Origin of the sequence: Paraburkholderia flava (genome assembly GCF_004359985.1) — a bacterium.
Classification (GTDB): domain Bacteria; phylum Pseudomonadota; class Gammaproteobacteria; order Burkholderiales; family Burkholderiaceae; genus Paraburkholderia; species Paraburkholderia flava.
Genome location: NZ_SMRO01000001.1, coordinates 2515582 through 2541934, shown reverse-complemented (window position 1 = coordinate 2541934; position 26353 = coordinate 2515582). Strand labels below are relative to the sequence as shown.

Below are 26353 nucleotides of genomic sequence, written 5' to 3'. Positions count from 1 at the left end.
TTTTCTGTCCTCTCGGACAGGTCGCTCACTCAAAGATGACAGGTCCTGAATCCTGAAATTCAAAAACCTGACTTACTTTAGTGTGAGACTCTCGATACTTATGCCGGCTTCAGACTCATCATCTGAAACCCGCCTTGCCATCGAGCGCCCACACTTATCGGCTGTTAGTTTTTAAAGATCGTTCACGTCGCAAACCGGCACTACCACCACCGACTCACTCCGCGTCTGCCGCCATGCAGCAGAGAAACGAGATTATGAAGACTTTCCGTTCGCTCGTCAACAGGTTTATCACTTCTTCCTGCTAACCTGCCCGCCCGGAAATCCCCGCCATTGCTGGCTCTCCCGCCTTCCGCACTCCACTTACCGAAGCGCGAAAGTCCGCAATTCTAGTCACCTGCCCCGCGCCTTGCAAGCGTTATTTCGAACTCAAGAAATCGACGCACGTCGCTCGCGCATCTCGACTAAGAGAACGCACAAAGCACCCACTCTTCTTGAACAGAAGAGCGGGCACGCTTAGACAATCAAACAAGGAGAAGCCGGTCGAAGAACATCGAACCGGGCGACATCGCTACGCATCAGCTCAAAGCAAACCCGCTAGCGACAACGACGTCTAAAGAAACAGGACAAACCCCTTAAGCCGGCACATGCCGCTCCATCACACCGCCGACTACATCGAGAAAATGCCCGATGTCCGGTGTAACGCGATTCGCGATCTTTGCGCGATCGTCCCAGCGACGCACACGCAAAGCATCCTCCGCATACGGCTTGCGCAAAAACGTCTGCGCATCTTCGTCGCTAAAGATGCCACCCTGCAGTTCGAGGCTACGCACCGAATCCGGCGACAGTTTGCCGAAATACTCCGGATCGATCGCGCACAGACAACGCTTGGCGTCGACATGCAGCCGGATCGGCTCAAGCACCGCTTCCGGTAGGATCGCGCGCAGAAACGGCAATGCGAAGTACTGGTGCAGATCGTCGACACCGCGCGCGCTGGGCGTCTCGCCCTTGCGGTTCAGCAGATGCCCGAGGTCGTGCAGAAACGCAGCGACGACCAGTTCATCGCCGGCGTCTTCTTCTTCGGCAAGCGCACCGCTTTGCAACGCGTGTTCGAGCTGCGTCACCGGTTCGCCGCTGTAAGACAGACTGCCGTACTGCTCGAACAACCCACGAATATCGTCAAGACTTAAAGCCATTCACTTACTCCCAAGGCAACGAAAACGTCTTCAGGTTCGTAAAGCTCTTCATCGCTTCCTGAACCCCTTCCTTGTATCCGAGCCCAGAATCCTTGATGCCGCCGAACGGCGTCAGTTCGACCCGGTAGCCCGGTACTTCCCACACGTTGACCGTGCCGACGCGCAGCTCGTTGACGAAGCGCGTAATCGCGTCCTGCCGGTTCGTGCACACCCCCGACGACAAACCGAACGGCGTGCCGTTGCTGATACGGATCGCGTCGTCAAGCGTATCGAACGTGAGGATCGGCGACACCGGGCCGAACGTTTCCTCGCGCACGAGCGTCATCGACGGCTCCACGCGATCGAGCACCGTCGGTGCATACAGCGCGCCGTCACGTGTATTGCCGGCGAGCAGCCGCGCGCCCTGCGCGACCGCTTCGTTGACGCGCGTCTCGAACAGCCGTGCGGCCGCCGCATCGATCACCGTCCCCATCTGGTTCGCACCGTCGAATGGATTGCCGTACGACCACGCACGCGTCTTCTCGACGAGCAGTTCGGTGAACGGCGCGACGATGCTCTTCTGGACGAGGATCCGCTTGACCGCCGTGCAGCGCTGGCCGGAATTCTTGTACGAGCCCTGCGCGGCAAGCGAAGCTGCGCGTTCGAGATCCGCGTCCTCGAGCACGATCAGCGGATCGTTACCGCCCAGTTCGAGCACCACGCGCCGATAGCCCGCCTTCGCCGCGATGTACTTGCCGATCGCCACGCCGCCGGTGAACGTCACGAGTTCGGCGAGCGGATGCATCAGCAGTTCGTCGGCGATTTCTTGCGGGTCGCCGGTCAGTACCTGCAGCATCGGCGCGGGCAATCCGGCCTCGTACAGGATGTCGGCGAGATAGCACGCCGACAGCGGCACCTTCTCCGACGGCTTCAGGATCACGCGATTATTCGTCGCGATCGACGGCGCAATCTTGTGCGCGACCTGGTTCATCGGGTGATTGAACGGCGTGATCGCGACGATCACACCGGCAAGCGGCTCGCGCTGCGTAAACACGCGACGCGTCTTGCCGTGCGGCGTCAGATCGCACGAAAAACTTTGACCGTCGTCGCGCAGCACTTCGATCGACGCGAACTTGAGCACATCGGCGACGCGGCCGATTTCGTAGCGCGAATCCTGCTTCGACAAACCGGACTCGAGCGAGATCAGATCCGACGCGACCTCCAGGCGTTCGCGCAGTAGCGCAGCCGCGCGTTCGAGAATTTGCGAGCGCTCATAGCGCGTGAGCTTCGCCTGATACGCGCCGGCATATTCGAATGCCGCGCGCACATCGTCGACGCTCGCGCGCGGCACCGTGCCGACGCGCATGCCCGTGTACGGATCGAACACATCGATCACGCGTTCGCGCACCGCCCGTTCGCCGCACAGACGCAACGCTTCTTCGCGAAACGCAGGATGGTCGGTCAGGATCGCGTTCATGATGCCGCCACGTGATTCAACGCAAGATCGAACACGTCGAAGTTGCGCAGTCGCCTGCCCGGCTCGATGCCGGACACCGACCGGTTGAAAATCAGCGGCACGGTCTGCTCCGACACGCCGCCATGCGAACGCAGCGGCACGGTCAGCCCCGACAGATCGTGCTCGTCCGCACGCGTGCCGAGCGCCACGTGCCGCGTCCCGACCACGACGACATCGCCGACGCGATCGTTCGGCAATTCGAACTGCTCGCACGCAGCGTGGTTGTCGAGCACCGTCTCGATGCCGTCGATCCCGCGCAGCCGTTCGATCACCGCACCAGCATCGGCGCCGGACGGCAGATAGATCGTCGCGAACGAGCCGAGCGCGCCGTGATGCACGACATACGGATCGGTGATCGGCAGAATCACGCGTGCGGCGCGCGCACCGAGCCATTCGTCCATCACGTCCTGCAGATAGATCACGTTCGGCTCGCCCGTCGCGGGGTCGTGTTTCGCGTTCATCCCGTGATCGGCGGTGAGTCCGATCACCCAGCCGAGCGCGTCGAGCTGCGCGAGATAGCCGTCCATCATCGCGTAGAACGCGTTGGCGCCTTCGGTGCCCGGCGCCCATTTGTGCTGGACGTAATCGGTGGTCGACAGGTACATCAGATCGAGCTGCCGCGTCTGCGCGAGCCGCACGCCCGCCGCGAACACGAATTCCGACAGACCCGCGCTGTACACATCGGGCACCGGCAAACCAACCACCTCAAGCACGCCGTCGATGCCGTTTTCGTCGCGCGTCGCCGCATCGGCTTTTTCCGCGGAGAAACAGATCCCGTCGAGCTGCCAGCCGAGCAATCGACGCAGCTTGTCCTTCGCCGTGACGACCGCCACCGATGCGCCCGCCTCTGCCGCCGCCGCGAGCAGTGTGCCGGCACGCAGATAAGCAGGGTCGTTCATCATCACTTCCGCGCCCGCGCCGCCGTTCGCCTGCGGATCCCAGAAGTAATTGCCGCAGATGCCGTGCACCGACGGCGGCACGCCGCACACGATCGACAGGTTGTTCGGATTGGTGAACGACGGAATCACGCAGTCGGCCTTGAATGCCGCGCCGCCGTGCAACATCTTGCCGATGAACGGCGCGACGCCGGCGGCGACCGCCGCTTCGAGGTAATCGTATTCGCAGCCATCGACGCAGACGACGACCGTCGGTTGCTTCGGCAGCCCGTAGCGTCGGCCGTTGACTTCAATGGTGCGTTCGGTATGAGTAAGCATCGGTTCCGTCCATGCGCACCATCGGTCGAGCGTCAGGTGCGCGGTTCATCGATCGTGGCCGGCAGCGGCCTCTTCTCAGCCCGCTGTCCAGCCGGTTCACAAGCTTCGTGCACGCGTTCACGGCCACCGTTCACGTGCGCATGCATCAGCGTCGCCGCGAGCGCGGCATCGCGCGAGGCGAGCGCCGTCAAGATCGCGCGATGCTCGGCAAGCGACCGCTCCATCGTGTCGTCATGCACGACGAGTGCCGCACGACGAAACAGACTCAATTCGCCGACGAGCCGTCGATACGTCTCGTACAGCTTGCCGTTGCCCGCCTGCGCGACCAGCGCGTCGTGAAACGCGACGTTCGACCGCGCATACGCATCGCGATCCTGCGCAGCGAGCGCGTCGCGCATCGCATCGACATGAGCCCGCAGCACCGCGAGTTGCCGCGCGTCGATCGTTGCTGCGAGCATCCGGCATGCCGCCTCTTCGAGCAGCGCGCGCACCGCATAAATCTCGTCCGCTTCCTCGAGCGTCACCACGCGTACGAACACCCCGCGGTTCTTCTCGTTGCGCACCAGACCCGCCTGCTCCAGCGCGCGAAACGCTTCGCGCACCGGCCCGCGCGACACCTGCAGACGCGCGGCCCAATCGGCTTCGGTCAGCTTGTCGCCGGGCGCCAGCGTGCCCTCAACGATGCAGCGCTCGATCTCGTCGCGAACCAGCGCGGTGAGCGACTGGCTACGTACGACGTCGAGCGGATCGACGGAGGAATCGGAACTTGGGCTCTCAGCGGCGTTTTGCATATTTTCGGTCATTTCGACAAAAATTGCCACATCGATATGTGTGTGGTGTCGCGTTCAGGCACACCTCGAAAAATCAGAAAAGCGGGTTCAGTCCGCGCGCCGGCGCGGCACGCGCGCGGCGATCAGTGATAGCGCGGCAAGCGACACCAGCAGCAAGATCAAAGACAGCGCCGAGGCCGGCAGGTAGTAGCCCCGCTCGACCTGGCCGACCACGACGATCGGCACGGTGGCGAAACCCGGCGGATAGACGGTCAACGTCGCGCCCAGCTCGCCGAGCGACAGCGCGAAGCCCAGCGCGAGACTCGCGCGGATCGCCGGCACGAGTTGCGGCAGCACGACCCGGCGCAACACCATCGACGGCGGCGCACCCAGGCTCGCCGCCGCTTCGCGTAATACGGTCAGCTCGGGACGCAACGCGGCAGCTGCGCAGCGATAACAGAACGGCAGCACGAGCGCGAGCTGCACGAACACGACGATCGCCGCCGAGCTCGACAGATCGACCGGCTTCTTGTGATACGCGATCAGCACCGCGAGCCCGAGCACGACGCTCGGCACGCCGTTCGGCATCATCGCGATCGTATCGACGAGCGCGCCGAGCCCGCGCCGGTCGCGCCCTTCGAGTGCAAGCGCGAGCCACAGGCCTAGCACGGTGCCGAGCACCGCGACGCCGAAGCCGATTTCGAGGCTCGTCGTCAGCGCGTCGAAATCGCTCTGACCGAGACGCTCGAACCAGCGCATGCTGAATCCGTCGGGCAGGATCGTGCCCGACCAGTGCGCCGCGACGCTCGACAGCGCAACGACGACCACCGGCAACACGAACAGCCAGACGCACAGCAGCGCGGCAAGCGCGAGCAGCACGCTGCCCAGCAGACGCACGGCAAAACTACGCCGCACAGGACGCGCGCGCGGATGCAACGGCGGCAGCACGGTGGGGTCGAGATCGACGGCCATTACTTCGCTCCTCCAGCCTTGCGCTTGTTCACCGCTCGATACAGCGCGTACAGCGACAACGACATCGCCAGCATCACGACGGCACCCGCAGCGGCAGTCGGCAGATCGAGATCGACGGTCGCCGAGCTGTAGATCGCAACCGGCAACGTGATCAGATGCGCGCTACCGAGCACCAGCAGAATGCCGAACTCGTTGAGCGTCAGCAGGAAACAGAGGATCGTGCCCGCAGCGATGCCCGGCCACGCGAGCGGCAGGATCACGCGAAACGCGACCATCCAGCCGTGTGCGCCGAGACTGCGCGCCGCTTCGACGAGACGCATGTCGAGCGTCGCGAACGACGCGAGTGTCGGGCGCACGACGAACGGCGCATAGAACACGACTTCCGCGAGAATCACGCCGCCGATGCCGAACAGAAAATCGAGCGGCGGCGCATCGAGATGAAAGAGCCGCTGCAAACCGATGCTGACCGACCCTTGCGAGCCGTACAGAAAGATCAGCGTGAACGCGACCAGAAATGATGGAAACGCGACGAACAGTTCGAGAAAACGCGTGACGAGCCGCGCGCCCGGAAACGGTTTGAAGAACAGCAGCGCCGCGATCCCGACGCCGAGCAGCGACGCCAGCCCGGCGCTCGCGAAGAGAATCCACAGCGTCGTGCCGATCACGCCGCGCGTGTCCGGATTCTGGAAGAACGTCGCGTACGCATGCGCGCTCAAACCGTGTGCACCGGTGAAGCTCAGCAGCACGAGCCGCACCAGCGGATAAATCACCAGCGGCCCGAGCACGCACACCGCGAGAAACAGCAGATGCCATTGTGCGACACGCTCGCGCCGTCGCTTCGCGGCCGCATGCGACGCTGCGGTCGCCGCGCGCCGTGCATCGGCGGCGATCAGCGCGTCATGACCGTCAGGCGCGGATAAGGACGACATCGTCTGCCTCGTATCGCAGTGAAACGCGTGCGCCCTTTTCCGGGTTCATGCCGTGGCCGCGCTGCATCGTGACGAGCACGGGTTCGTTCGGCATCGCGTCGAGCACGACCGACACGGACAGCACCGCGCCGTACCACTCGACCGACGCGATCGTGCCGTGCAGTTGCCCTTCGCCGAGCGGCACGATCCGCAGACTCTCGGGACGCAGACACGCAACGCGATCGCGTTCCGCGTGGCGCATATCGTCGAGCGGAAATGCGACTTGCGGCGGCAGCAGATTCGCCGCGCCGAGATAACGCGCGACGAACGCGTCTTCCGGCGTGTCGTACAGTTGCTGCGGCGTGCCGAGCTGCGCGATGCGCCCCTCGCGCATCAGCAGCGTGCGATCGGACAGCACGAGTGCGTCGTCCTGGTCGTGCGTGACGCAGACGATCGTCAGATTAGGCAGGCGCTCATGCAACGCCTTCAGTTCGGAGCGCACCGACGCGCGCAGATTGGCGTCGAGCGCGGACAACGGTTCGTCGAGCAGTAGTACGTCGGGTTCGATCACGAGCGCACGCGCCAGCGCGACGCGCTGCTGCATGCCGCCGGACAGTTGCGCGGGCATCACATGGCCGGAATCGCCGAGCTGCACGAGCTTCAGCGCATCAGCGACGCGCCGCGCGATTTCCTTCGCGGGCGTGCGCCGCGCGCGCAGACCGAACGCAACGTTCTCGAAGACGGACAGATGTGGAAACAGCGCATAGCTCTGGAACAGCAGCCCCAGATTGCGCCGATGCGGCGGTACGTGCGTGAGATCGCGGCCGGCCACCGTCAAGGTGCCGGCCAGCCCGTCCGCCTCGATGAACCCGGCGATGAAACGCAGCAGCGTCGTCTTGCCGCAGCCGCTGCGACCGAGCACGGTCAGCAGTTCGCCGCGCTCGATCGTCAGCGATAGATCGTCGAGCACGGTGCGCGTACCGAAGCGCACCGTCAGATGCTCGATCTCGACGCCGGCCGGCGCCTCCGACCGCGCATCGCCGAGCGCCGCCGGAACGGCGCCGAGCGCGCCGGGCTGAGCAAGACTAGCTGTGTTCACCGGGTTCATCCTCCTGCTGGCAATACTTTGGAACGAGTTGTGATGCGATGCTTACTTCGGCTTCACGACTTCGAGCTGCTTGCCCGAATTGCCGATCACGTCGTTCTTCCAGCGCGCGGTCCAGTCCGCCTTCTTCGTCATCACCTGGTTCCAGTCGACCGGGATCAGCTTCACGCCGGCGATCGCCTGCTTCACAGCCGCGCCGTTCTTGCCAGCGAGCGGCACGTCCGTACGACCCGGGATACCAAAGATGTCCGGCACCTTCGACTGCACGTCGGTCGACATCAGGTAATCGATCAGCTTCTTGCCTTCGGCCGGGTTCGGACCGTTCTTCAGCAGGCCGATTGCGTACGGCAGCTGGAACGTCGTCGGCTGGCCGCCGGGAGCGGCTGCGAGGAACACCGGCTTGAGCGTCAGGCCGCCGTTCGCTGCATCGTCGAGATCCATCTGCAGATCGCCGTTCGCGAGCGAGATTTCGTTACGCGACAGCAGCACGTCGAGATAGCCCGTGCCCTTCGTGTGGAACTTCGCGCTCTGCTCAAGCTTCTTCAGATAATCGAACGCCTTGTCTTCGCCCATCAGCGACGTCGTCAGGATGATCACGGCCATCCCGTCACCGGCCGTGGCCGGATTCGAGTAAGCGATCTTGCCGCTGTAGTCGGGATGCAGCAGATCGGCGAATGTCTTCGGCTGGGTCTTCACCACTTCCGGATTGATCGCGAACGAGAAGTAGTTGTTGACGAAGGTCGCCCACGCGCCGTTCGCGTCCTTCGCGATCGCCGGCACGTTCTTGTAGTTCGCGCTCTGATACGCCTGCAGCAAACCGGCCTGGTCGGCCTGCTGGATGAACGGCGGCAGCGTGACGAGGACGTCGGCCTTCGGCGAATCCTTTTCGATCGTCGCGCGGTTCACCACTTCGCCGCTGCCGGCGGTGACGATCGCCACCTTCACGCCTTCCTTCTTTTCGAAGGCCGGCAGTACATCCTTGTACAGATTCTCGAGACCGTCGGCCGTGTACAGCACGACCGTGTCGGCCGCATGCGCCGGCAGTGCGCCGAATGCAGCCGCCGCCACGAGGGCCGGCAGCAGTTTGCGGGCGAAGCCGGTAATCGCGTGGTGGGAATTCGTCTTTGTCATGTCGCTCTCTCCGAAAACGGAAAAACCATACGGCCGGGAAAACCCTGACCTGTTGTGATTGAACGGCGGTAGCGTCGCGCCGGTACGCGCCTATACGTTATCCAGCCTTGCAGCCGGGTTGCAGATTGCCTGCAAAACGGCGCGACGTCGATCTGCCGGACTTCCAGGTTACGACTGATGCCGACGCGCCACCCGCTCTGCAGCCTTACCGGAACGGGCCCGGCAAGAATCACAGATTTTGGTGACAGCGACATGACTATTTTCATGATTTCCAAAAAATGACACAATTCGCCAATAATATGCAAACCCATATTCCAGCCACTCACTGCACGGAAGTGCATCCAGGAATTGACGAAGGGAGGTCTTGTGATACTCGGAAACGATCCTGTCCTGCTGACCCCAGGACCTCTGACGACTTCGCCCGCGACGCGCGAAGCGATGCTGCGCGACTGGGGCTCGTGGGACACCGCCTTCAACCGCATGACCCAGAGCGTCTGCGCGGATCTCGTCGAAATCGTACATGGGCAGCATGACTACGTCTGTGTGCCGCTGCAGGGTAGCGGCACGTTTTCGGTCGAGGCTGCGCTCGGTACGCTCGTGCCGCGCGACGGTCGCGTGCTGGTGCCGAACAACGGCGCGTACTGCGCGCGCATCGTCCGGATCCTGCAGCGGCTCGGCATCGCGTACGTCGAGCTCGCACTGCACGAGGACGAACCGGTCGACGCCGCCGCGATCGAGGATGCGTTCAACAGCGACCCGCGCATCACGCACGTCGCGCAGGTGCATCTCGAGACCAGCGCCGGCCTGCTGAATCCTCTCGATGAAATCGCCGCGGTGTGTCAACGGCATGGCAAACGGCTGATCGTCGACGCGATGAGTTCGTTCGGCGCGCTGCCGATCGATCTGCGCAACGGCGGCATTGATGCATTGATCTCGGCGAGCGGGAAATGTCTCGAAGGCGTGCCGGGCATGGGCTTCGTGATCGTGAAACGCGCGCTGCTCGAAACCTGCGAGGGCCGCTCGCCGTCGCTCGCGCTCGATCTGTACGACCAGTACGCGTACATGAAGAAGACCACGCAGTGGCGTTTCACGCCGCCGACGCATGTGCTCGCGGCGCTGCGCAACGCGCTCGATCAGTTCGCGGCCGAAGGCGGCCAGCCCGCGCGCGGCGCGCGCTACGCACGCAACTGCGCGACGCTGATCGAAGGGATGAAGGGACTCGGGCTCGAACCATTCCTGAAGCCGGAGGTGCAGGCGCCGGTGATCGTCACGTTCCATGCGCCGCGCGATCCGGCGTGGAACTTCGCGAACTTCTATGCGGCCGTGCGCGACGCCGGCTACGTGCTGTACCCAGGGAAGCTCACGCAGGTGGAGACGTTTCGCGTCGGCTGCATCGGCGCAATCGATTCGAACGAGCTGCATAACGCGGTCGCGGCGGTGGGTCGGGTGCTGGTGGCGCTGGGGGTGAAGGTGCGCTGATTGCGCGAGAGCGCTGCGAACGCTGATGTTCGACGCGCTCAGGCGATCAGCAACTCGGGCCCGCGCGCCGCGATCGCCTTGCCGAGCGCCCGGTCCGGCGCCAGCTCGGTGACGACGAAGCGCGCGCTTTCGAAGCCGTTGATGCGCACCGGCGTCACGCGGCCGAACTTCGAGTTGTCCGCGACGACGACCACGGTATCGGCGGCGGCGATCATCCGGCTGCGCACTTCGGCGGCCAGCCGCGTGTAGTCGGTCAGCCATGCGTCCGGCGAGATGCCGCCCGCACCGACGATCGCGAAATCCGCGTGGTATTGCGTGAGCTGCTGCACGGTGTCGAGGCCGAAGGTCGCGTCCTCGTTGTCCGACAGTTCGCCGCCGAGCAGCGTCACGTGGTTGTCGTTGCGTCGTCCGAGCAGCAGCGCGATGCGCCAGTCGTTCGTGTAGACCGACAGCCGGTGACGATCGGTCAACGCCCGCGCAACCGCCTGGGTCGTACTGCCCGAATCGATCACGATCGATGCACCGTCCGGCACCAGCTGTGCCGCGCGCTCGCCGATCGCCCGCTTCGCGCCCGCATTGGCGGCCTCGCGCACGTCGAGGTCCGGCTCGCGCCGATCGCTCGACAGCGCACCGCCGTGCGTCGTGACGATCAGCCCGCGACTCGCCAGCGCGTTGAGATCGCGCCGGATCGTTTCGCGCGACACGTTCAGTTCGCGAACGAGTTCCGCCACGGACAATGCGCCGTTCCTGGCAACTTGCGACAAAATGTATTGATGACGTTGTTCAGCGAGCATCTTGGTGGCGAGGCGTCGGGCCGGGGCGCGTCAGCGCGCGTGTAAGTTCTTCGAATGCTTCGCGAATGCTCCGCGAATTCTTCAGTTAGTCGCCGTATTGTATTACGCGACAGACCGCAATGTGCCGTCAGCCGAGGTTCCTGCTAACCTGAGCGCCCGGGCACCGATCCATCTGCCGCCACGCCACCCCGCCACCACGTCGTCAAGCCGCTCCACCGATGCCGTCACTGTTTCGCCGCCTTGTCCTGCTGTTTCACCTGCTCCGCTACGGCGCGCGATTGCTGTGGCGCGCCGCGCCGCGCGATCACAAGCTGCACTGGATCGCGACGCTGGTCAGTCGCATGCACGAGGCCGGCAGTCCGGCCGGCCTGCAGCGCGCGCTGCCGCAGCTCGGGCCGATTGCGGCGGCGTTCGCGCAGTCGCTGGCCGAGCATCCCGAACTCGCCGCCGGCACGCTGCACGACGCCTTCGACGCCGTCGCGCATCTCGAGGAGCCGCTGCCGCCGCAGGCCGTCGAGTTCTCGCTGGCTGCCGCATTCGGGCGACCGTTGTCCGCGGTCTTCGAGTCGATCGATCTCGTGCCCGCGCAGAACGGTTTCGCCGAACAGATTCACACCGCCCGTCTCGCGGTCTCGGCGACCGAGCCTGCGGGTAGTCATCGCGACGTGTCGATCAAGCTCGTGCGCACCGCGCAGTTACGCCAGCTCGGCGACGACGCCGCGCTGCTGCGCTGGGCCGCGCGCTGGATCGAACGGGTGTCCGGCGCCGCACGAAGCCTGCAGGTGCGCTCGCTCGCCAACGCGTTCTGCGACGACCTGCTGCGGCGCTTCGACCTGCGCGCGGAAGCCGCGAACCTGAGCCAGACCGGTCATCATTTCGCCGGCGATGACCGACTCGTGATCCCCGACGTGATCTGGGACCTGTGTACCGATCACACGCTCGCACTGCGGCACGTCGAATCGCTGCCTGCGATCGATCTCACCGGGCTCGCCGAACATCGCGTGAATCTCGCGCGGCTCGCGACGCATCTCGTCGAGGTGGTCGCACAGCAGGCGTTCGAGCACGGCTTCTTTCACGCGGCACTCGACGCGCGACGCGTGCGTGTCAGCATCGAGCCCGACACGCTCGGCCGCATCGTGCTCGCGGATTTCGCGCGGATGTCGAGCCTCTCCTCCGATGAGCGCGCGTTCTTCGTGCACGGCGCCACCGCGCTCTTCGAGCAGGACTACGGCCGTCTCGCGGACCTGCATCGCGAGGCAGGACACGTACCGCACACGACCCGCACCGAAATGCTGGAAGCCGAACTGCGCACGCGTAGCGAAGCGCATTTCGCCTTGCATCCGCACGAGCGGTCTGCCGGCGAGCTGTTTCATCATCTGCTGCATGCGGTGCAGCCGTTCGACGGCGGCGTCTCGCCACGGCTCGCAGCGGCGCAGCGCGCGTTCGAAGAAGCCGAAGCGCTCGCGCGCACGCTACATCCGGGTGTCAACACGTGGCACATCGCGCGCACGGTGCTCGCGGACATCGCGCGACGCGATCTCGGTCATCGCGGCTGGTTGCGGCGTCTGTCGCACGAACTGCCGCATCTCGCGCAGACGATGCCGCGTATTCCACAACTTGCCGCACGCTATCTGCAACAGCAGCACGACCGGCATGCGTCGCGCCAGCAACGGCAACTGCTCGCGGACATTGGGCGCGAGTACCGGCGCACGCGGATACTGCTGTGGGCGTGTGCTATTTGCGGCGGGGTGCTTGGTGCGTGGGCGATGCTTGCGGTGCGTTGAGGGCCCGTGTTTCACGTGGGGTACGCGTGCGGTTTCGTTTCGGTACGCGCGCAGTCAAGCTTCGATCAGGAACGACAGCATTTCCGCTCGCTAGCGAATCCCACCGCATGTCGTTGCTACACTGCCCGCTCGTCATGTAGAGGAGCGACATCGGATGTACAGGAAAGGCATCGTGCTGGAAATCCAGTTCCCGCCGCAACGGCTCAACGACAGCGCAGGCGACCCGTACTGGATCGACCTGACACTCGACGAAGCGCGCCGCCTGCATGCACAGCTCGACGCGCGTCTCGCCGGACACGCCGCCGCCAACCAGCCGCTCGATACGTTCTCGCTCGACTAGCCCCATTGCTCCAGTGCAGAACCGAACAAGACCGATGCCTACCGACGGCGTGATACTGCTGCCTCGTTAGCTCTATTCGCCTGGTCACTTCGGGCCTGTCTGCCGATGCTTGTTTCCGTTACTGCTGCCGTCTTCGTCGTCCTGTGGTCGAGCGGCTTCGTCGTCGCGCGTGCGATCACGCCGTTTGCCGATCCCAATCTCTTTCTGCTCGCGCGCTTCAGCGGCACCGCCGTGCTGTTCGCGATCGCCGCGCTCGCGGCGCGCGTCACGTGGCCGACCGGACGCGATCTCGGCAAGCATCTGTTTGCCGGCGCGCTGCTGCAAGGCGTCTATCTGGGTGCCGGCTACTGGGCCGTCGCGCAGGGTGTCAGCGCGGGTGTGATGGCGCTGCTCGGCGCATTGCAGCCGCTGCTGACCGCGGCGCTCGCCGCACCGCTGTTCGGCGAACGACTGTCGAGGCGCGGCTGGGCCGGGATGGCGTTAGGACTCGTCGGTGTCGTGCTGGTGCTCGAACCGAAGCTTGTAGCGGCGAGCGCGCCGTCGGCGGCTGTGCATGGTGCAGCGCCGCCGTGGCTGGTCATCGCGATCTCGCTGCTCGCGATCGGCGCGATCACCGCCGGCACGCTGTATCAAAAGACCTCGCTCGCCGCCGCCGATCTACGCAGCGCAAGCGCGGTGCAGAACCTCGGAGCAGCCATCGTCGCCGCGTTGCTGGTGTTCGCGCTTGGCGAACATCGATGGGTGCCGTCGATACAGTTGTGGGCATCGCTGGCGTGGGGCGTCGTGATGCTGTCGGGCGTCAGCGTGACGCTGCTCGTGTGGATGGTCCGGCGCGGCGACGCGTCGCGCGCGACGGCGCTGCTGTTTCTCGCGCCGCCGCTCGCCGCGCTCGAGGGCTACGTCGGCTTCGGCGAAACGCTATTGCCTCTGCAGATCGCGGGGTTCGGCGCGGCGCTTGTGGGCGTGTGGCTCGCGCGGTCGTAGCGGTCGGGACGTAATCGCTCGCGCACTGCCTGAATTCGGTGAAACGCTGTTGCCTCTACAGATAGCGGGTTTCGGAGCGGCGCTCATGGAGGGGGGCTCGCGCGGCCGTAGCGGTCTCTACGTGATCGCTCGCGCATTGCCTGAAGCCCGTCAGCAACGTCGACACCTCATCGCGCGCGCGATCCGTACAATGTGACACGCACATGCCGTGCCCCAACCGGTTTCACGGAGAAGAGCCGATGACCCAATCAGAACGCGCCGCCCGCCAGCAGCGGATCGCCGCCGAAATGCACGTCGCCGCGACGTTCAACGCGGCACAGGAGATCGAGCGCCGCGTGACGTTCCTCGCGAACTATCTGCGCACGAGCGGCCTGAAGACCTACGTGCTGGGCATCAGCGGCGGCATCGACTCGACGACGGCCGGCCGGCTCGCGCAACTCGCAGTCGAACGGCTACGCTCCGGCGGTTATGACGCGCGCTTCGTCGCGATGCGTTTGCCGTACGGCCAGCAGCACGACGAAGCGGACGCACAGCGATCGCTCGCGTTCATCCGTGCCGACGAAAATCTCGCCGTCGACGTGAAGCCCGCTGCCGATGCGATGCTCGCCGCACTCACGGCCAGCGGCACGCACTTCGCCGATCACGCACAGCAGGATTTCGTACACGGCAACATCAAGGCGCGCCAGCGGATGATCGCGCAGTACGCAGTCGCGAGCGCGCGGGTCGGCGTCGTGATCGGCACCGACCATGCGGCTGAATCGGTCATGGGGTTCTTCACGAAGTTCGGCGACGGCGGCGCCGACGTGCTGCCGCTGACGGGCCTGAACAAGCGGAGAGTGCGCGCACTGGCGCGTGAACTGGGTGCGGCGGATGAACTCGTGCACAAGGTGCCGACCGCCGATCTGGAGATGCTGCGTCCGCAGCGGCCCGACGAAGACGCGTACGGCATCAGCTACGACGACATCGACAATTTTCTCGAAGACAAGCCCGTCACCGATGAAGTCGCGGACATCGTGCTGCGCTTCTACGACGCGACGCGCCATAAACGCGCGCTGCCGTACACGCCGTTCGACTGGCCGACCGAGTAACGGCGTGCGCCGTGCGCGATCGCGTCAGTGATCAGTGATCGCGTGCGGCGTCCGGCTCGTCGCCGAACGGCGCGGCGCTCACCTGCAATGCGACGCCGGCAAGATGCTTGCCGTGCAACTGCTGCGCGATCACGTCGGCGATGTACGGCTGCTCCGCGTTGAGTTCGACGGTCGCGTAGACCGCGGGCGTGCCCGCGTCGTACACGGCGATCTCTTTCGCGTAGTGGCCGAGCTCGTGTTGCAGGAAGTCGCGCACCTCCTGCTCGGAGCACGATTCCGGGATGTTCCAGATGCGCACGTTCATAAACGTGGCTGCCGTGCGGCACGCGGGTCGGTGACGCGGACGCGCACCGGTTGAAGGCGGCTGCGGCGGGCGGCCTCGTCGGCGAGCCGGCGCATCAGCACAGCGCCTGCCGCGCCGAGTACGCCGAGCGCAACGAACATCGCAAGGGTCGTCACCATCATCTTTCACCTCCAGTCGATATTTCGTTCACGTGCGGGTTACATGCAACTCACGTACCGCTCAAGCATAGCCAGATTTGTACCCGAAAGCGATGCGGCAATCTGCTGCGTGCTGCGATGCTCGCGTGAAATCAATCCGCGTCGACCGGCTGCACGCTGGCCGCGCTGACCCACCAGGCCATCTTGCCGCGCGGCACATGCACGAGCACGGCGGACGGATCGTCGACGCCGTCGTCGGCGATTTCGCAGACCGTCAAGCCGTCGTGTAATCGCTTCACTTCGCCGGCGTCCTGAAACAGCGCGAGCCGGGACGCGTTCACCGGCTGCAATTGCTGGTACACATCGAAGCTGATCGCGGCCGGCACGTCGCCGCGAATCCGCAGCATATCCGCGCCGACGCGGCAGTGTGCGGGCGGATCGGCGAACGCCGATGCGCTGGCCAGCAGGCATCCGATCGCGGACATCCACGCGAAAGTACGTAAAGGTAACGGGGTCATGTCGTTCTCCATCAATGAGGCCGGCGCGAAACGATCACGGCACGCCGGAGTACGCCAATACCGGTCAAGGTGCGCTGTCGCTGGTCGCGATATCGACGCGGCTTACGTCGCACGATGTATCGGCGAAGCCCTGATACCAGGACGACCAGTTGCCGGCGATCGCGGTCTGCGCTTCGCTCAGGCTGATCTTGCCCATGCACACGCAGCGCTTAAGTTTCGCGGTCAGCAGTTCCTTGCGGCGCTCGCCGTGGTGACCGGCCCACGGCAGCAGGCCGAGATTCGCCGGCGCATCGGGCGAACCGCCCAGCACGATCGGCACGCGCCGGTCGAGTGCGTAACCGCCGCCGTCGTCGGCATCGATGCCGCGTGCCGCGAGCAAGCGGTCCTTGTGTTCCATCAGTTCGTCGAGCGGGGGCGCCACGGTGTCCGCATAGCCCGGACGACAGATCGTCTCCGCAACCGAATGCTGCGTGACCCGATCGTCGAGCATCGCCGGCGTCTGTGCGCGCGCCACGACGACATGTATGCCGAGCGCTATGACCGCACAGAAGCGAACCGCGCGCATGACGAAACGCTGCGACGCAGCGTCCATGCAACCTGCTCGAGCGAGAGAAGCGAAACGTCGCAAAACGCGACGCGTAACCGGTATTGCTGCGTTCATCAGTCGGCGCGCCGTTCTGTAGCGCGAGGATTTTTCGCAGACCAATTAAAACACATTCATTATCGACGCGGGAAAACCGTGGCCCGCGAGCGGCATCGAATGGCCTGCTGCCCGCGAGCATTTCGAGTTACACGGACGGCTCCACTACCCGGCCCTGCGTGCCTGCAATGCGCGGATGCGGCTAACCGCCGCAGTATTCGACGAGGTGGTGTCGTACATCTTCGCGACATCGGCTTTCAGCGCGGTTCTCGATGGACCGTCGAGATAGACCATATGGCCCGACGGATAAAAACGCGCGGACAGGTTCTGCCGGATCTGATCGCTGACGAGCGGCATCTGCTGCAGATCGATCACGGTCTGATAGAACGGCGTCACAAAGTCGTAAAAGCCGTTCGCCGACAGTACTTTCAGATCGACGTTGAGCGCCATCACCGCCGCGAGATCGCCGGCGGTGTACAGCACGATGTTGCCCTGTGCGTCGAGTCCCTTCTGTGCGCCGGTCGGATCGATATGACCGAAGTCCCAGTTCGCGAACGCCTGATCGTTGAGGTCGGTGAACGACGAGTTCGATGTGAACTTGAGCTGCTCGTTCAGATACGTATTCCACATCGTCGTGTAGACGCCGGTCACCGCCGTCATCGTCGGGTCGTTGCCGCCGGAGTTCGGATCGACCTGGCCCGCGATGCCGGTTTCGATCGCCGTGACGCGACCGTCGTACGAACCGAGCGCGAGCCCCTTCGACTTCAGCAGCGTCGTGAGGAATAGCGAATTGCCGCGACTGTCGTACGCAGCGATGTCGAGGCTCCACGCGATCAGCGTCGTCTTGTCGATGCCGGTGTATTCGCTGAGCTTCTCGACGATCGCGTTGTCGGTGGTCGGGAACTTGCGCAGCGCCGCGAGGTAGTCCGTGCGCGCGAACTGCGCGACTTCCTCGGCGAACGTGCCGAGGTCGGTCGGCGTCGGCGCAATGCCGAGCTTCCGGTGGAACCATGCGTCGGCGGCGGCCGTCGGTAGCGCGCCGACCGGATTGCCCGACTGCGTGTAGTCGAGAATCGACGACTGCAACGTGATGCCGTTCAGGTCGACGCCGTCCTCATGCAGCTTGTACGCGAGCACGCAGCTGCGCGCGGTGCCATACGACTCGCCGTACAGATACTTCGGCGAATTCCAGCGGTTGTTCTTCGTCAGGAAGCGTTTGATGAACTGCTTGATCGAATCCGCGTCCTGATCGACGCCCCAGAAATTGCGGTTCTTGTTCGGCGCGATCGCCGCCGAATAGCCGGTGCCGACCGGATTGATAAAGACGAGATCGCTGCGGTCGAGCAGGCTGTCGCCGTTGTCCTCCATCTGGTACGGCGCAGGCGGCGTGAATCCCGGCATCGACGTCTTGATGCGCCGTGGCGCGAACGATCCCAGCAGCACGAACACCGACGACGACCCCGGCCCGCCGTTATAGAAAAACGTAACCGGCCGGGTTTCCTCTTTCTGGTTGTCCTGCGTGAACGCGACGTAGAACATCTTCGCGCTCGGCAGCGAGCTGCTCGAATCGACGGTGACGAGATGCCCCGCCGTCGCGGTGTACGCGATCTTCTTGCCGCCGATCACGACGGAGTGTTTCGTGATCGCGGCGTTTTCGGTTGCATCGGTGACGGCATCGTCGGGCCCGTTGCCGTACGCGACGGGATCGAAGAACGGCTGGTCGCCCGCACGATGCGCGGTGCTGGGAGCATGGGAATTGTGAGTCGACTGCGCACTGCCGGAAGCTGAATCGGGGTTCGTCATGATCGCTCCATCGGATTCGTTAACGTCGTATCGTTGTATGACGCCATCCGGGCTGCACGTACGACACCGGACGACGCGATGTCCCGCAACGGCATGCGCGACGCGCGGGCGAACCCGCGCGCGGCCGGCCGCCTACAGCGCTGCTGCGATTTTCTGGCCATTGGGGCTGCCAAGCCCCGTACACGCGTCCCATCCCGGCGACGCAGCGAAACTGCCGTTGTTGCCCTGCGTAATATCGTTGAACGCACTTGCCGCCTGATACAGCTTCGGGTTCACGAAGCCGACCGGTTTGCCCTTGATCGCGTTGATGCGCGCGATCAGCGCGGCCCACAACGGCGCAACCGCGCTCGTGCCCCCGACCACCGTCGTCGTGCCGTCGATCACCACGTCGTAACCGGTCACCGGCGATGCGTCGCCTGCGACGTCGGGCACGCCGCGCCCTTTCAGCGCCACCTTGCCGCCGCCGGTCGTCGCAGCCGACAACCCTTCCTGCCAGGTCGGCACCGGGAACGCGCTGCTGACGCCGCCACCGCCCGCACCACCGGATGCGCCGTCGTTCCACACCGCCTCGTGCGTGATGGCCGTGCCCGAGGCCTGCAGCGTCGTGCCGCCGCACGCGAGTACGTACGGGCTCGATGCGGGGAAGTCGACGTGATCGGCGCCGTCGCTGACGCCGTCGCTCGAACCGCTGTCGCCGGATGCCGCACACACTGTCACGCCGACGGCCGCCGCAGCCTGCAACACGCTGTTGAATGCCTTTTGCGACTGCGCGGTCCACAAGGTTTCGGGACCGCCCCAACTGATCGAGATCACCGACGGCTTGTGCGTCGTATCGTGGACCGCGCGACTCACCGCGTCGATGAAGCCGGCGTCGCTGTTCGTCGTGAAGTAGACCGCGATCGTCGCACCGGGCGCAATCGCGCCCGCGATCTCGATGTCGAGCGTGACTTCGCCGTCGGGGCCGCTCGGATCTCCGCTCGGCTGGTTCGAGCCCTGATCGACGCCGACCGACACGACCGTTGGCTCGGGCACACCGAGGCTCGAGAAATACGACTTCAGATCGGCCGTGCGATAGCCGCCGCCCAGCTCGATGATGCCGATGCACTCGCCGCTGCCGTCGCCCTGCGGAAACTGATACAGCGACGCGAGTTGCAGCGGCGTGTACGACACCTGCTGACGGCCGCTCGCCGGCTTGAACGGCGGACGGATACGGAAATGCGGCCGCGCCTGCGGCCGATTGTCGAGCCCGAGCACGGCCGTGACCACGCCGTGCAGATCGTCGGGCACGTTGATCGGGCCCGAGCGGCCGCGATACTCGCCGATCGAATGATGTTCGTAATGTTGCAGCGTGACGTCGAAAGCGCCCTGGAACTGCGCGACGGTGCCGCCGAGTACCACCATGCAGGCAGCAGGGTCTTCGCGTGTGACAGTGAGGCCGTGTTGCTGCGCGAAGGCTTTCAGTCGCGCGACGTCGTCAGGCGACGCACCGAACTGTTTTGCGAACGACTCGCGCGACAGCGGTTGTGCGGAAGGATCGCCCGACGCGATTTTATGAACCAGCTGATCGAACTGCTGCTCGCCCTGGCGGCGCAGCATCACGACGACCTCGATACGTTCCGCCGGATTGCAATGCCCGACGACCTTCGAACCCTGCGCAAAGCCCTTCTCGCTTCCTGGCAACGGATGTTTGGCCATGGTTTCGACTCTCCTTCGTGCGTGGCCGCGTGGGCCATGCGTTGGACCCGGCGGGACCCGCAAACAGACGGCTGGCTTCCGTCTACACCCGCACCGGGCCTTCGTTTCAGGAACTGCGTCAAGCCGTCGGACAAATCCATTCAAACACAGTTCCGGGCGTCGCGGTACCGGCCAAATGGACGACGTACCCGTTTCCGTCGATGACGCTATGATGCTGCAGCGGCGATCCTGCCGTTACGTTCGCATCCTCGCGCCACGGCGCGAACCCGATCGAAGAATCGAGGAATTCTCCATGTCAATTTCGATGTATCAAGCATCGGTGCCCGCACTGGTCCGCGGCCTCACCAATCTGAAAGTTATTCTCGGCAAAGCGCAGGCGCATGCAGCAGAAAAGCAGATCGAACCCGTCGCGCTGACCGGCGCGCGCCTCTTCCCCGACATGCTGCCCCTCGCGCGGCAGATCCACATCATCACCGACACCGCGAAGGGCTGCGCATCGCGCCTCGCCGCTACCGAAGCGCCGAAGTTCGACGACGTCGAATCGACGTTCGACGAACTGATCGCCCGTATCGACAAGACGGTTTCGTACCTGAAGGAATTCACTGCGGCGCAGATCGACGGTTCGGAAGAACGCCAGATCGTGCTGAAGATGCGCGTCGGCCCGGTCGAATTCACGGGGCTCGACTACCTGCTGAATTTTGCGCTGCCTAACTTCTACTTCCACCTGACGACTTCGTACGACATCCTCCGTCACAACGGCGTAGAACTCGGCAAGCTCGATTACCTCGGGATGCGGAACGGGAAGTAATCGCAGCACGGCATGCGCGGCCGGGCCCGACAGCAACGTCGGGTCAGCCGCGCGGCTGGAACGCGATGATGCTCATGCCGACCAGCGTGACCGCTGCGCCGGCAAAGTCCCACACCGTCGGGCGAATCTGCTCGACGGCCCACAGCCACACGATCGCCACCGCGATATAGACGCCGCCATACGCCGCATAGACGCGACCGGCTGCCGCGCCGTGCAGCGTCAACAGCCATGCGAACACCGCGAGGCTCACTGCGGCGGGAACGAGCAGCCAGACAGACCCGCCGTCCTTAAGCCAGCGCCACGGCAGATAGCAACCGATGATTTCGGCGACGGCGGTAACGACGTAGAGCAGGAGCGTCTGCATGATCGGCGCAAAGGGAAAGCCTGCAGGTTACCTGAACGGCACGCTTGCACGAGCAGTCCCCCTATTGCGTTCATTGGCACAATCGCTTGGCGCGTCTGCGCGACGCCGTGCGACAGTCGCAGCTCGCGATCAATGAATCTATGGGGCCGAGCGTCCGATGAGCATCAAATCTCCCTGTGTCGACATTTGCAAGTTCGACGACAAAACCGGTCTGTGCCTCGGCTGCCTGCGCACTCGCGACGAGTGCAAAAGCTGGAAGAAAATGAAGGACAAGCACCGCAAAAAGATCATCGACGACCGGCCGCGCCGGGAGGCCAAGCTCGACCGGTAGTCGTCATCACTGCGCTCAGTTGAATCTCAGTCGAGCGACAGACGCACCGCAAACCCGATCAACGCCGCAGAGAACGTCCAGCGCTGCACCGTCTGCGCGAGCGGATGCGCGCGTACCCACGCCGCGATGCGCGACGCGCCCGTCGCATACGCCGCGTCGAAGCATGCACCGACGGCAACCAGCACGCCGCCCAGCGTCAGCATCTGCAACGCGACCGGCCCCGCTTCCGGCCGCACGAATTGCGGCAGCAGCACCGAACAGAAAAGCAGCGCCTTCGGATTCAGCAGGTTGGTCAACAGCCCTTTGACGAATGCGGTCCGCAGCGGCTTCGACAGCGCACGGGGTGCGTCGCCGTCCGGCAGACTGAAGATCGGAGAACGGAAAATCTGCACCGCGATCCACGCGAGATAAACCGCGCCGCCGTAACGCACTGCTTCGTAGAGCCACGGTGCGCTGCGCATCAACGCGGCGACACCGCACGCGGACAGCGTGACGTGCGTGGCCCGCGAAATCGCGAGACCGCCGGCAGCGGCAAAGCCGGTGCGGACGCCCTGCCCGATCCCCGTTTGCAGGATCAGCGCCATGTCCGGTCCGGGCACCGCGTAGACGACGGCCAGCGCGGCAACATAGACGATCAGCAGATGAGTGGACACCATGGAAACCTCGCGTTGAAGAGGTTCCATGATGCGTCGAGACACTGAGCGATTGCTGGCGAATTCCAGACAGCGGCCAGCACATCATGGCGGAATGCACTACCATTTCGTCACTTACACCATGATTCCCCTCATGACCACCGACCTCGACAAAGTCGACCGCGCGATCCTCGCCGCGGTCCAGACCGATGGCCGCATGTCCAACGCGCGGCTCGCCGAAGCCGTTGGACTCAGCGAAACGCCGTGCGCGCGGCGCCTCAAAAGACTCGAAACCGACGGCTATATCGAGCGCTATCGCGCGATGCTGTCACGCCGGACGCTGGGCTATGGCGTCGTGTCGTTCGTGCTCGTGCGCTTCGCGGTCCACGACCGCGAGGTCGCCACGCGTTTCGAACGCGAAGTGCTCGCGATTCCGCGCATCCTGTCGTGCCACAACGTGTCGGGCAGCGCGGACTACGTGCTGCAGGTCGTGGCACGCGATCTCGACGACTACGGTACGTTCATGCGCGACCAGTTGCGCGGTCTGCCGGGCGTGACGTCGGTCGAATCGTCGCTGTCGCTACGCGAAGTGAAGGCGGACACGGGTCTGCCGATCACCTGAGACGTGGCATAGTGGCGCGAACATTTACTGATGGAGTTGAGATGAACCCAGAACAGGCACGAGCCGAAGAGGCGAGCGCGATGGAGCGCGTCGTCGCTGCGACGAAGCAGGTCCAAACCTCATTCACCGCATTGCAGTCGCAGTTTCCGCCGGCAGGCGAAGGCCGGCCGTCGCAGATCGCACTGCAGACCTTCGATGCCGCGCTGCAGGAACTCGAGGACGCGCAAGCCGCGTTCGACGAAATACTCGGCGCGCTGCTTGACGGCGAGCGTTGAGCGGATTATTCGCGGCCGGCTGATCGCCGGTTGGCCTGCGACGCGGACATCAGCCTTAGCTCATCCGCAGCGCAGGCAGCGTATTTCGAGGGGGCCGGCGCGGCAGACCGTTAGTTGCGCTTGGGCGTTCGCACGCAAAACTGCGCGCGTCGAAGCACCCCTACTACCCATCAATCCCGCACAGCGACGATCGCCTCGATCTCGACCGTGATATTCCGCGGCAGCGACCCGACGCCCACCGCCGACCGAGCATGCCGCCCCGCTTCACCGAGGATGTCGACGAACAGATCCGAGCAGCCGTTGATCACGCGCGGATGCTCGCCGAATTCGGGCGTCGCGTTGACCATCCCGAGCAGCTTGACGACCCGCTTCACGCGACCCAGATCGCCAAGTGCATCGTGCAACACCGACAGCAGATTCAGACCGACGAGTTGCGCATGCAGATACGCATCGTCGGTCGTGACGGTCGCGCCGACCTTGCCGGTCATCAGTTCGCCGTGTTCGTTCAGCGGCCCCTGTCCCGACAGAAACAGCAGGTCGCCTTCGCGCGTGCAGTGTGTGAAGTTACCGATCGGTGCCGGCACCGGAGGAAGCGTAAAGCCGCGCGTACGCAGACGGTCGTAGCAGTTCATCGAAAGCGGAGAAGCCATTGAGCGAGGGAGTGGAGAGCAGGATGTGGAATCGGATGAAGGGTGAACAGTGACGACGACCGTTACCGCTCGCCGCCACGTGTAGCCGCATTCAAGCGGCGAAATCGGACGAACGGTGTTGCCAGCCGAGCCGTGCCTCGATCCGCGCGGCAACCGTGCGCACTGCGTCGGCGAACGGCTCGGTGCCCTTCACGGCTTTTGCTTCGGGCATCACGATCGAGATCGTGAACACACACGTCCCGGTGTTGTCGACGACCGGCGATGCAAGACACGCAACCGACGCATCCGACTCGCCGATCTGGATCGACAGTCGCGCGTCGAGCGCTTCGCGCGCGGTGCGCGCGAGCACGTCGGCGCGCGTTTCGGCGCGACCGGTCGGCGAAGGTTTGGCGTAACGACGGAAGAACGCGACCCGCTCGGCATCCGGCAGATGTCCGACCAGCAAGCGGCCCGACGCGGTCCAGTTCAGCGGCACGCGGCTGCCGACCCGCGACGTCACACGAAAATGGCCTGGCCCTTCGGCCATCTGCAACACGACCATCATCCCTTCGACCAGCCCGCACACCTGTACGGTCTCGCCGACCTCGGCCGACAACGTCTGCATTTCTTCGCCAGCGACACCGAGATAGTCGAGCGAACTCGCGTAGCTCAGACCGTAGCCATAGAGACGCGAACCGAGCCAGATCGTCCCGTCGGCTTTGCGGCCGAGCATATTCCGCTCGACCAGATCGTTGATGATCGAATAGACCGTCGACGGCGGCGCGCCGACCAGCCGCGCGATCTCGTACGCGGTCGCGGGCCGGCCCGCTTCCTGGAGCGCGTCGAGAATCTGCACTGCCCGCTCGATCGCGCTGGTACGCGTGCGCGGCGCGGCTTCCGCGGCATCGGCCGGGTCGGCCGGCTGGGCTGCTGAGTCTTTGGCGGACGGCGGCGAAGTCCGTGTCATCGTGTCCTCTGATCCTGATGCGTGCTGGCTATTTTTGTCCGGTTGACCGGGAACCATTGTATGTTAGACTGATCCGCAATTACAACATATATTCCACAGTTACGGAATAAACGGAATACGTTGCGGAGGCAGTTCCATGGATATCCGTTCTCGTCTCGGCTTGCGCCCGGTCATCAATGTGTCGGGCACGATGACGGGTCTCGGCGCGTCGATCGTTGCGCAACCGGTCATCGATGCGCTCGCGGACGTGCTGCCGCAATTCGTCGAGATCGACGATCTGCAGCGCCATGCATCCGCGGCTATCGCCGAGGCCTGCGGCAGCGAGAGCGGCTACATTACCGCATCCTGCTCGGCGGCGATCACGCTGTCGATCGCCGCGACGATGACCGGCGACGACGCCGGTCTGATCGAACGGATGCCGGATACCTCGGGCCTCGCGAACGAAGTCGTCGTGCAAACCGGCCACCTCGTGAACTACGGTGCGCCGATCGACCAGGCGATCCGACTCGCCGGCGCCCGCGCCATCGCGGTCGGTGCCGCCACCGAAGCGCACGCGTATCAACTCGCCGCCGCAATCACCGAACGCACCACGGCTGCGCTGTTCGTCGTGTCGCATCACACCGTCGGCTACGGCCTGATCCCGCTCGAAGCCTTCATCGAAACCGCGCACGCGAAGGGTGTGCCCGTGATCGTCGATGCGGCATCCGAATACGACCTGAAGCGTTTCATCGCCGCGGGCGCCGATGTCGTGCTGTACTCGGCGCACAAGTTTCTCGGCGGCCCGACAGCCGGCATCGTCGCGGGCCGTAAGGCGCTGGTCCGAGCCGCGTATTTCCAGAACGGCGGTATCGGTCGCGGGATGAAGGTCGGCAAGGAAGGCATCGTCGGTGCGATCGCCGCGCTCGAGCAGTGGGCGCGGCGCGATCACGCAGCGGTACGCGCGCGTGAGCACGGCTACCTGACGTTGTGGCAAGAAGCGCTGAACGACTGCCCCGGCGTGCGTGCGCAGATCGATCCCGATCCGACCGGCAATCCGCTCGACCGTCTGAAGGTATCGATCGATCCGCGTGAAGCACGAACCACCGCATGGGATCTCGCGGATGCGCTCGCCCGTCCGCGCGACGCAGCGCGCCCGGTAATCGTCCGCGATCACGAGGTCGAGCTGCATTTCTTCTTTCTCGATCCGTGCAATCTGCATCCGGGCGAAGAGCACGTCGTGCTCGAACGTCTGCTCGCCGAGCTGCATGCCGCACGCGATGCACGGGAACCCGTCGTCACACCGTTTCACGCACACGACGCAAAGCGCGGCGCAGCCCGCAAGAACTGGCCTGACTGATTCACTGATGTCCGATTGAACGCGGCGGCGGGCGT

At 64.6% G+C, this 26353-nt stretch carries 29 protein-coding genes; 10 read left to right on the top strand and 19 right to left on the bottom strand.

What is annotated here, in order from left to right; all coding sequences use genetic code 11:
• Positions 1–632 precede the first annotated feature (632 nt).
• From E1748_RS11330 to phnS, 8 genes are all read right to left on the bottom strand, one after another.
• Complete coding sequence (locus E1748_RS11330) at positions 633–1193, bottom strand: phosphonate degradation HD-domain oxygenase (protein WP_133647169.1); 561 nt, start codon at positions 1191–1193, stop codon at positions 633–635.
• Positions 1194–1197: 4 nt separating this feature from the next.
• A complete protein-coding gene (gene phnY / locus E1748_RS11325) occupies positions 1198–2649 on the bottom strand; it encodes a phosphonoacetaldehyde dehydrogenase (protein ID WP_133647168.1) in 1452 nt (483 codons plus the stop codon).
• Positions 2646–3902 carry a phosphonoacetate hydrolase gene (phnA, locus tag E1748_RS11320; protein WP_133647167.1) on the bottom strand — a complete coding sequence of 419 codons (1257 nt, stop codon included), beginning with the start codon at positions 3900–3902 and terminating at the stop codon, positions 2646–2648. Before phnA ends, phnY begins: the two co-directional genes overlap by 4 nt.
• Before the next feature lie 32 nt (positions 3903–3934).
• On the bottom strand, positions 3935–4705 hold the full coding sequence (locus E1748_RS11315; RefSeq protein ID WP_420819301.1) for a phosphonate utilization associated transcriptional regulator: 771 nt from the start codon (positions 4703–4705) through the stop codon (positions 3935–3937).
• Positions 4706–4780: 75 nt separating this feature from the next.
• Positions 4781–5644 (bottom strand): 2-aminoethylphosphonate ABC transport system, membrane component PhnV, encoded by an 864-nt coding sequence (gene phnV / locus E1748_RS11310; protein WP_133647165.1) that lies wholly within the window; start codon positions 5642–5644, stop codon positions 4781–4783.
• Entirely contained in the window at positions 5644–6573 is a 930-nt protein-coding gene (locus E1748_RS11305; RefSeq protein WP_133647164.1) for a 2-aminoethylphosphonate ABC transporter permease subunit, read from the bottom strand. Before E1748_RS11305 ends, phnV begins: the two co-directional genes overlap by 1 nt.
• Entirely contained in the window at positions 6551–7651 is a 1101-nt protein-coding gene (gene phnT, locus E1748_RS11300; protein ID WP_133647163.1) for a 2-aminoethylphosphonate ABC transport system ATP-binding subunit PhnT, read from the bottom strand. Before phnT ends, E1748_RS11305 begins: the two co-directional genes overlap by 23 nt.
• 51 nt (positions 7652–7702) lie before the next feature.
• The gene (gene phnS, locus E1748_RS11295) at positions 7703–8788 is read right to left on the bottom strand and encodes a 2-aminoethylphosphonate ABC transporter substrate-binding protein (protein WP_133647162.1); all 1086 of its coding nucleotides are present in this window, start codon (positions 8786–8788) and stop codon (positions 7703–7705) included.
• Positions 8789–9157: 369 nt separating this feature from the next.
• Here phnS and E1748_RS11290 point away from each other — a divergent pair, with 369 nt between their 5' ends.
• Positions 9158–10267 (top strand): 2-aminoethylphosphonate--pyruvate transaminase, encoded by a 1110-nt coding sequence (locus E1748_RS11290; RefSeq protein ID WP_133647343.1) that lies wholly within the window; start codon positions 9158–9160, stop codon positions 10265–10267.
• A 38-nt stretch (positions 10268–10305) separates the two neighbouring features.
• Here E1748_RS11290 and E1748_RS11285 read toward each other — a convergent pair whose 3' ends face one another.
• Complete coding sequence (locus E1748_RS11285; RefSeq protein ID WP_133647161.1) at positions 10306–11061, bottom strand: DeoR/GlpR family DNA-binding transcription regulator; 756 nt, start codon at positions 11059–11061, stop codon at positions 10306–10308.
• Between the two features lie 218 nt (positions 11062–11279).
• Between E1748_RS11285 and E1748_RS11280 the strand changes: the two genes are divergently transcribed.
• From E1748_RS11280 to nadE, 4 genes are all read left to right on the top strand, one after another.
• Positions 11280–12845, top strand: coding sequence for an ABC1 kinase family protein (locus E1748_RS11280; RefSeq protein ID WP_133647160.1), 1566 nt, complete (start codon positions 11280–11282; stop codon positions 12843–12845).
• Between the two features lie 154 nt (positions 12846–12999).
• Positions 13000–13185 carry a hypothetical protein gene (locus E1748_RS11275; protein ID WP_133647159.1) on the top strand — a complete coding sequence of 62 codons (186 nt, stop codon included), beginning with the start codon at positions 13000–13002 and terminating at the stop codon, positions 13183–13185.
• A 105-nt stretch (positions 13186–13290) separates the two neighbouring features.
• Positions 13291–14169 carry a DMT family transporter gene (locus tag E1748_RS11270; RefSeq protein ID WP_133647158.1) on the top strand — a complete coding sequence of 293 codons (879 nt, stop codon included), beginning with the start codon at positions 13291–13293 and terminating at the stop codon, positions 14167–14169.
• A gap of 239 nt (positions 14170–14408) precedes the next feature.
• Positions 14409–15257: an ammonia-dependent NAD(+) synthetase gene (gene nadE / locus E1748_RS11265; RefSeq protein WP_133647157.1), complete on the top strand. Its 849-nt coding sequence runs from the start codon at positions 14409–14411 to the stop codon at positions 15255–15257.
• 31 nt (positions 15258–15288) lie between these two features.
• Here the strand turns inward: nadE and E1748_RS11260 are convergent, their stop codons facing one another.
• From E1748_RS11260 to E1748_RS11240, 6 genes are all read right to left on the bottom strand, one after another.
• Positions 15289–15561: an RNA-binding protein gene (locus tag E1748_RS11260; RefSeq protein WP_133647156.1), complete on the bottom strand. Its 273-nt coding sequence runs from the start codon at positions 15559–15561 to the stop codon at positions 15289–15291.
• Positions 15558–15722 carry a hypothetical protein gene (locus E1748_RS31455; protein WP_166653546.1) on the bottom strand — a complete coding sequence of 55 codons (165 nt, stop codon included), beginning with the start codon at positions 15720–15722 and terminating at the stop codon, positions 15558–15560. The genes E1748_RS11260 and E1748_RS31455 overlap by 4 nt, the downstream gene beginning before the upstream one ends.
• A gap of 128 nt (positions 15723–15850) precedes the next feature.
• Entirely contained in the window at positions 15851–16216 is a 366-nt protein-coding gene (locus tag E1748_RS11255) for a hypothetical protein (protein WP_133647155.1), read from the bottom strand.
• Between the two features lie 64 nt (positions 16217–16280).
• Positions 16281–16781, bottom strand: a complete 501-nt coding sequence (locus E1748_RS11250; protein ID WP_240766539.1) for a hypothetical protein — start codon at positions 16779–16781, stop codon at positions 16281–16283.
• 240 nt (positions 16782–17021) lie between these two features.
• The gene (locus E1748_RS11245; RefSeq protein WP_133647153.1) at positions 17022–18659 is read right to left on the bottom strand and encodes a S10 family peptidase; all 1638 of its coding nucleotides are present in this window, start codon (positions 18657–18659) and stop codon (positions 17022–17024) included.
• Between the two features lie 132 nt (positions 18660–18791).
• Entirely contained in the window at positions 18792–20354 is a 1563-nt protein-coding gene (locus tag E1748_RS11240; protein WP_133647152.1) for a S53 family peptidase, read from the bottom strand.
• Between the two features lie 292 nt (positions 20355–20646).
• Here E1748_RS11240 and E1748_RS11235 point away from each other — a divergent pair, with 292 nt between their 5' ends.
• A complete protein-coding gene (locus E1748_RS11235; RefSeq protein ID WP_133647151.1) occupies positions 20647–21162 on the top strand; it encodes a DUF1993 domain-containing protein in 516 nt (171 codons plus the stop codon).
• A 43-nt stretch (positions 21163–21205) separates the two neighbouring features.
• Here E1748_RS11235 and E1748_RS11230 read toward each other — a convergent pair whose 3' ends face one another.
• The gene (locus E1748_RS11230; protein WP_133647150.1) at positions 21206–21526 is read right to left on the bottom strand and encodes a YnfA family protein; all 321 of its coding nucleotides are present in this window, start codon (positions 21524–21526) and stop codon (positions 21206–21208) included.
• A gap of 157 nt (positions 21527–21683) precedes the next feature.
• On the opposite strand from E1748_RS11230, the gene E1748_RS11225 reads away from it, so the two are divergent.
• Entirely contained in the window at positions 21684–21857 is a 174-nt protein-coding gene (locus E1748_RS11225; protein WP_133647149.1) for a DUF1289 domain-containing protein, read from the top strand.
• A 26-nt stretch (positions 21858–21883) separates the two neighbouring features.
• Here E1748_RS11225 and E1748_RS11220 read toward each other — a convergent pair whose 3' ends face one another.
• On the bottom strand, positions 21884–22513 hold the full coding sequence (locus tag E1748_RS11220) for a LysE family translocator (RefSeq protein WP_133647342.1): 630 nt from the start codon (positions 22511–22513) through the stop codon (positions 21884–21886).
• 130 nt (positions 22514–22643) lie between these two features.
• On the opposite strand from E1748_RS11220, the gene E1748_RS11215 reads away from it, so the two are divergent.
• Together E1748_RS11215 and E1748_RS11210 are read left to right on the top strand one after the other, a co-directional pair.
• Positions 22644–23111: an Lrp/AsnC family transcriptional regulator gene (locus E1748_RS11215; RefSeq protein WP_133647148.1), complete on the top strand. Its 468-nt coding sequence runs from the start codon at positions 22644–22646 to the stop codon at positions 23109–23111.
• A gap of 41 nt (positions 23112–23152) precedes the next feature.
• The gene (locus tag E1748_RS11210; RefSeq protein WP_133647147.1) at positions 23153–23386 is read left to right on the top strand and encodes a hypothetical protein; all 234 of its coding nucleotides are present in this window, start codon (positions 23153–23155) and stop codon (positions 23384–23386) included.
• A 170-nt stretch (positions 23387–23556) separates the two neighbouring features.
• On the opposite strand, the gene E1748_RS11205 is transcribed toward E1748_RS11210, so the two are convergent.
• Together E1748_RS11205 and E1748_RS11200 are read right to left on the bottom strand one after the other, a co-directional pair.
• Positions 23557–24018 (bottom strand): RidA family protein, encoded by a 462-nt coding sequence (locus E1748_RS11205; protein WP_133647341.1) that lies wholly within the window; start codon positions 24016–24018, stop codon positions 23557–23559.
• A 109-nt stretch (positions 24019–24127) separates the two neighbouring features.
• A complete protein-coding gene (locus E1748_RS11200) occupies positions 24128–24982 on the bottom strand; it encodes an IclR family transcriptional regulator (RefSeq protein WP_133647146.1) in 855 nt (284 codons plus the stop codon).
• A 136-nt stretch (positions 24983–25118) separates the two neighbouring features.
• On the opposite strand from E1748_RS11200, the gene E1748_RS11195 reads away from it, so the two are divergent.
• Entirely contained in the window at positions 25119–26318 is a 1200-nt protein-coding gene (locus E1748_RS11195) for an aminotransferase class V-fold PLP-dependent enzyme (RefSeq protein ID WP_133647145.1), read from the top strand.
• Positions 26319–26353 lie beyond the last annotated feature (35 nt).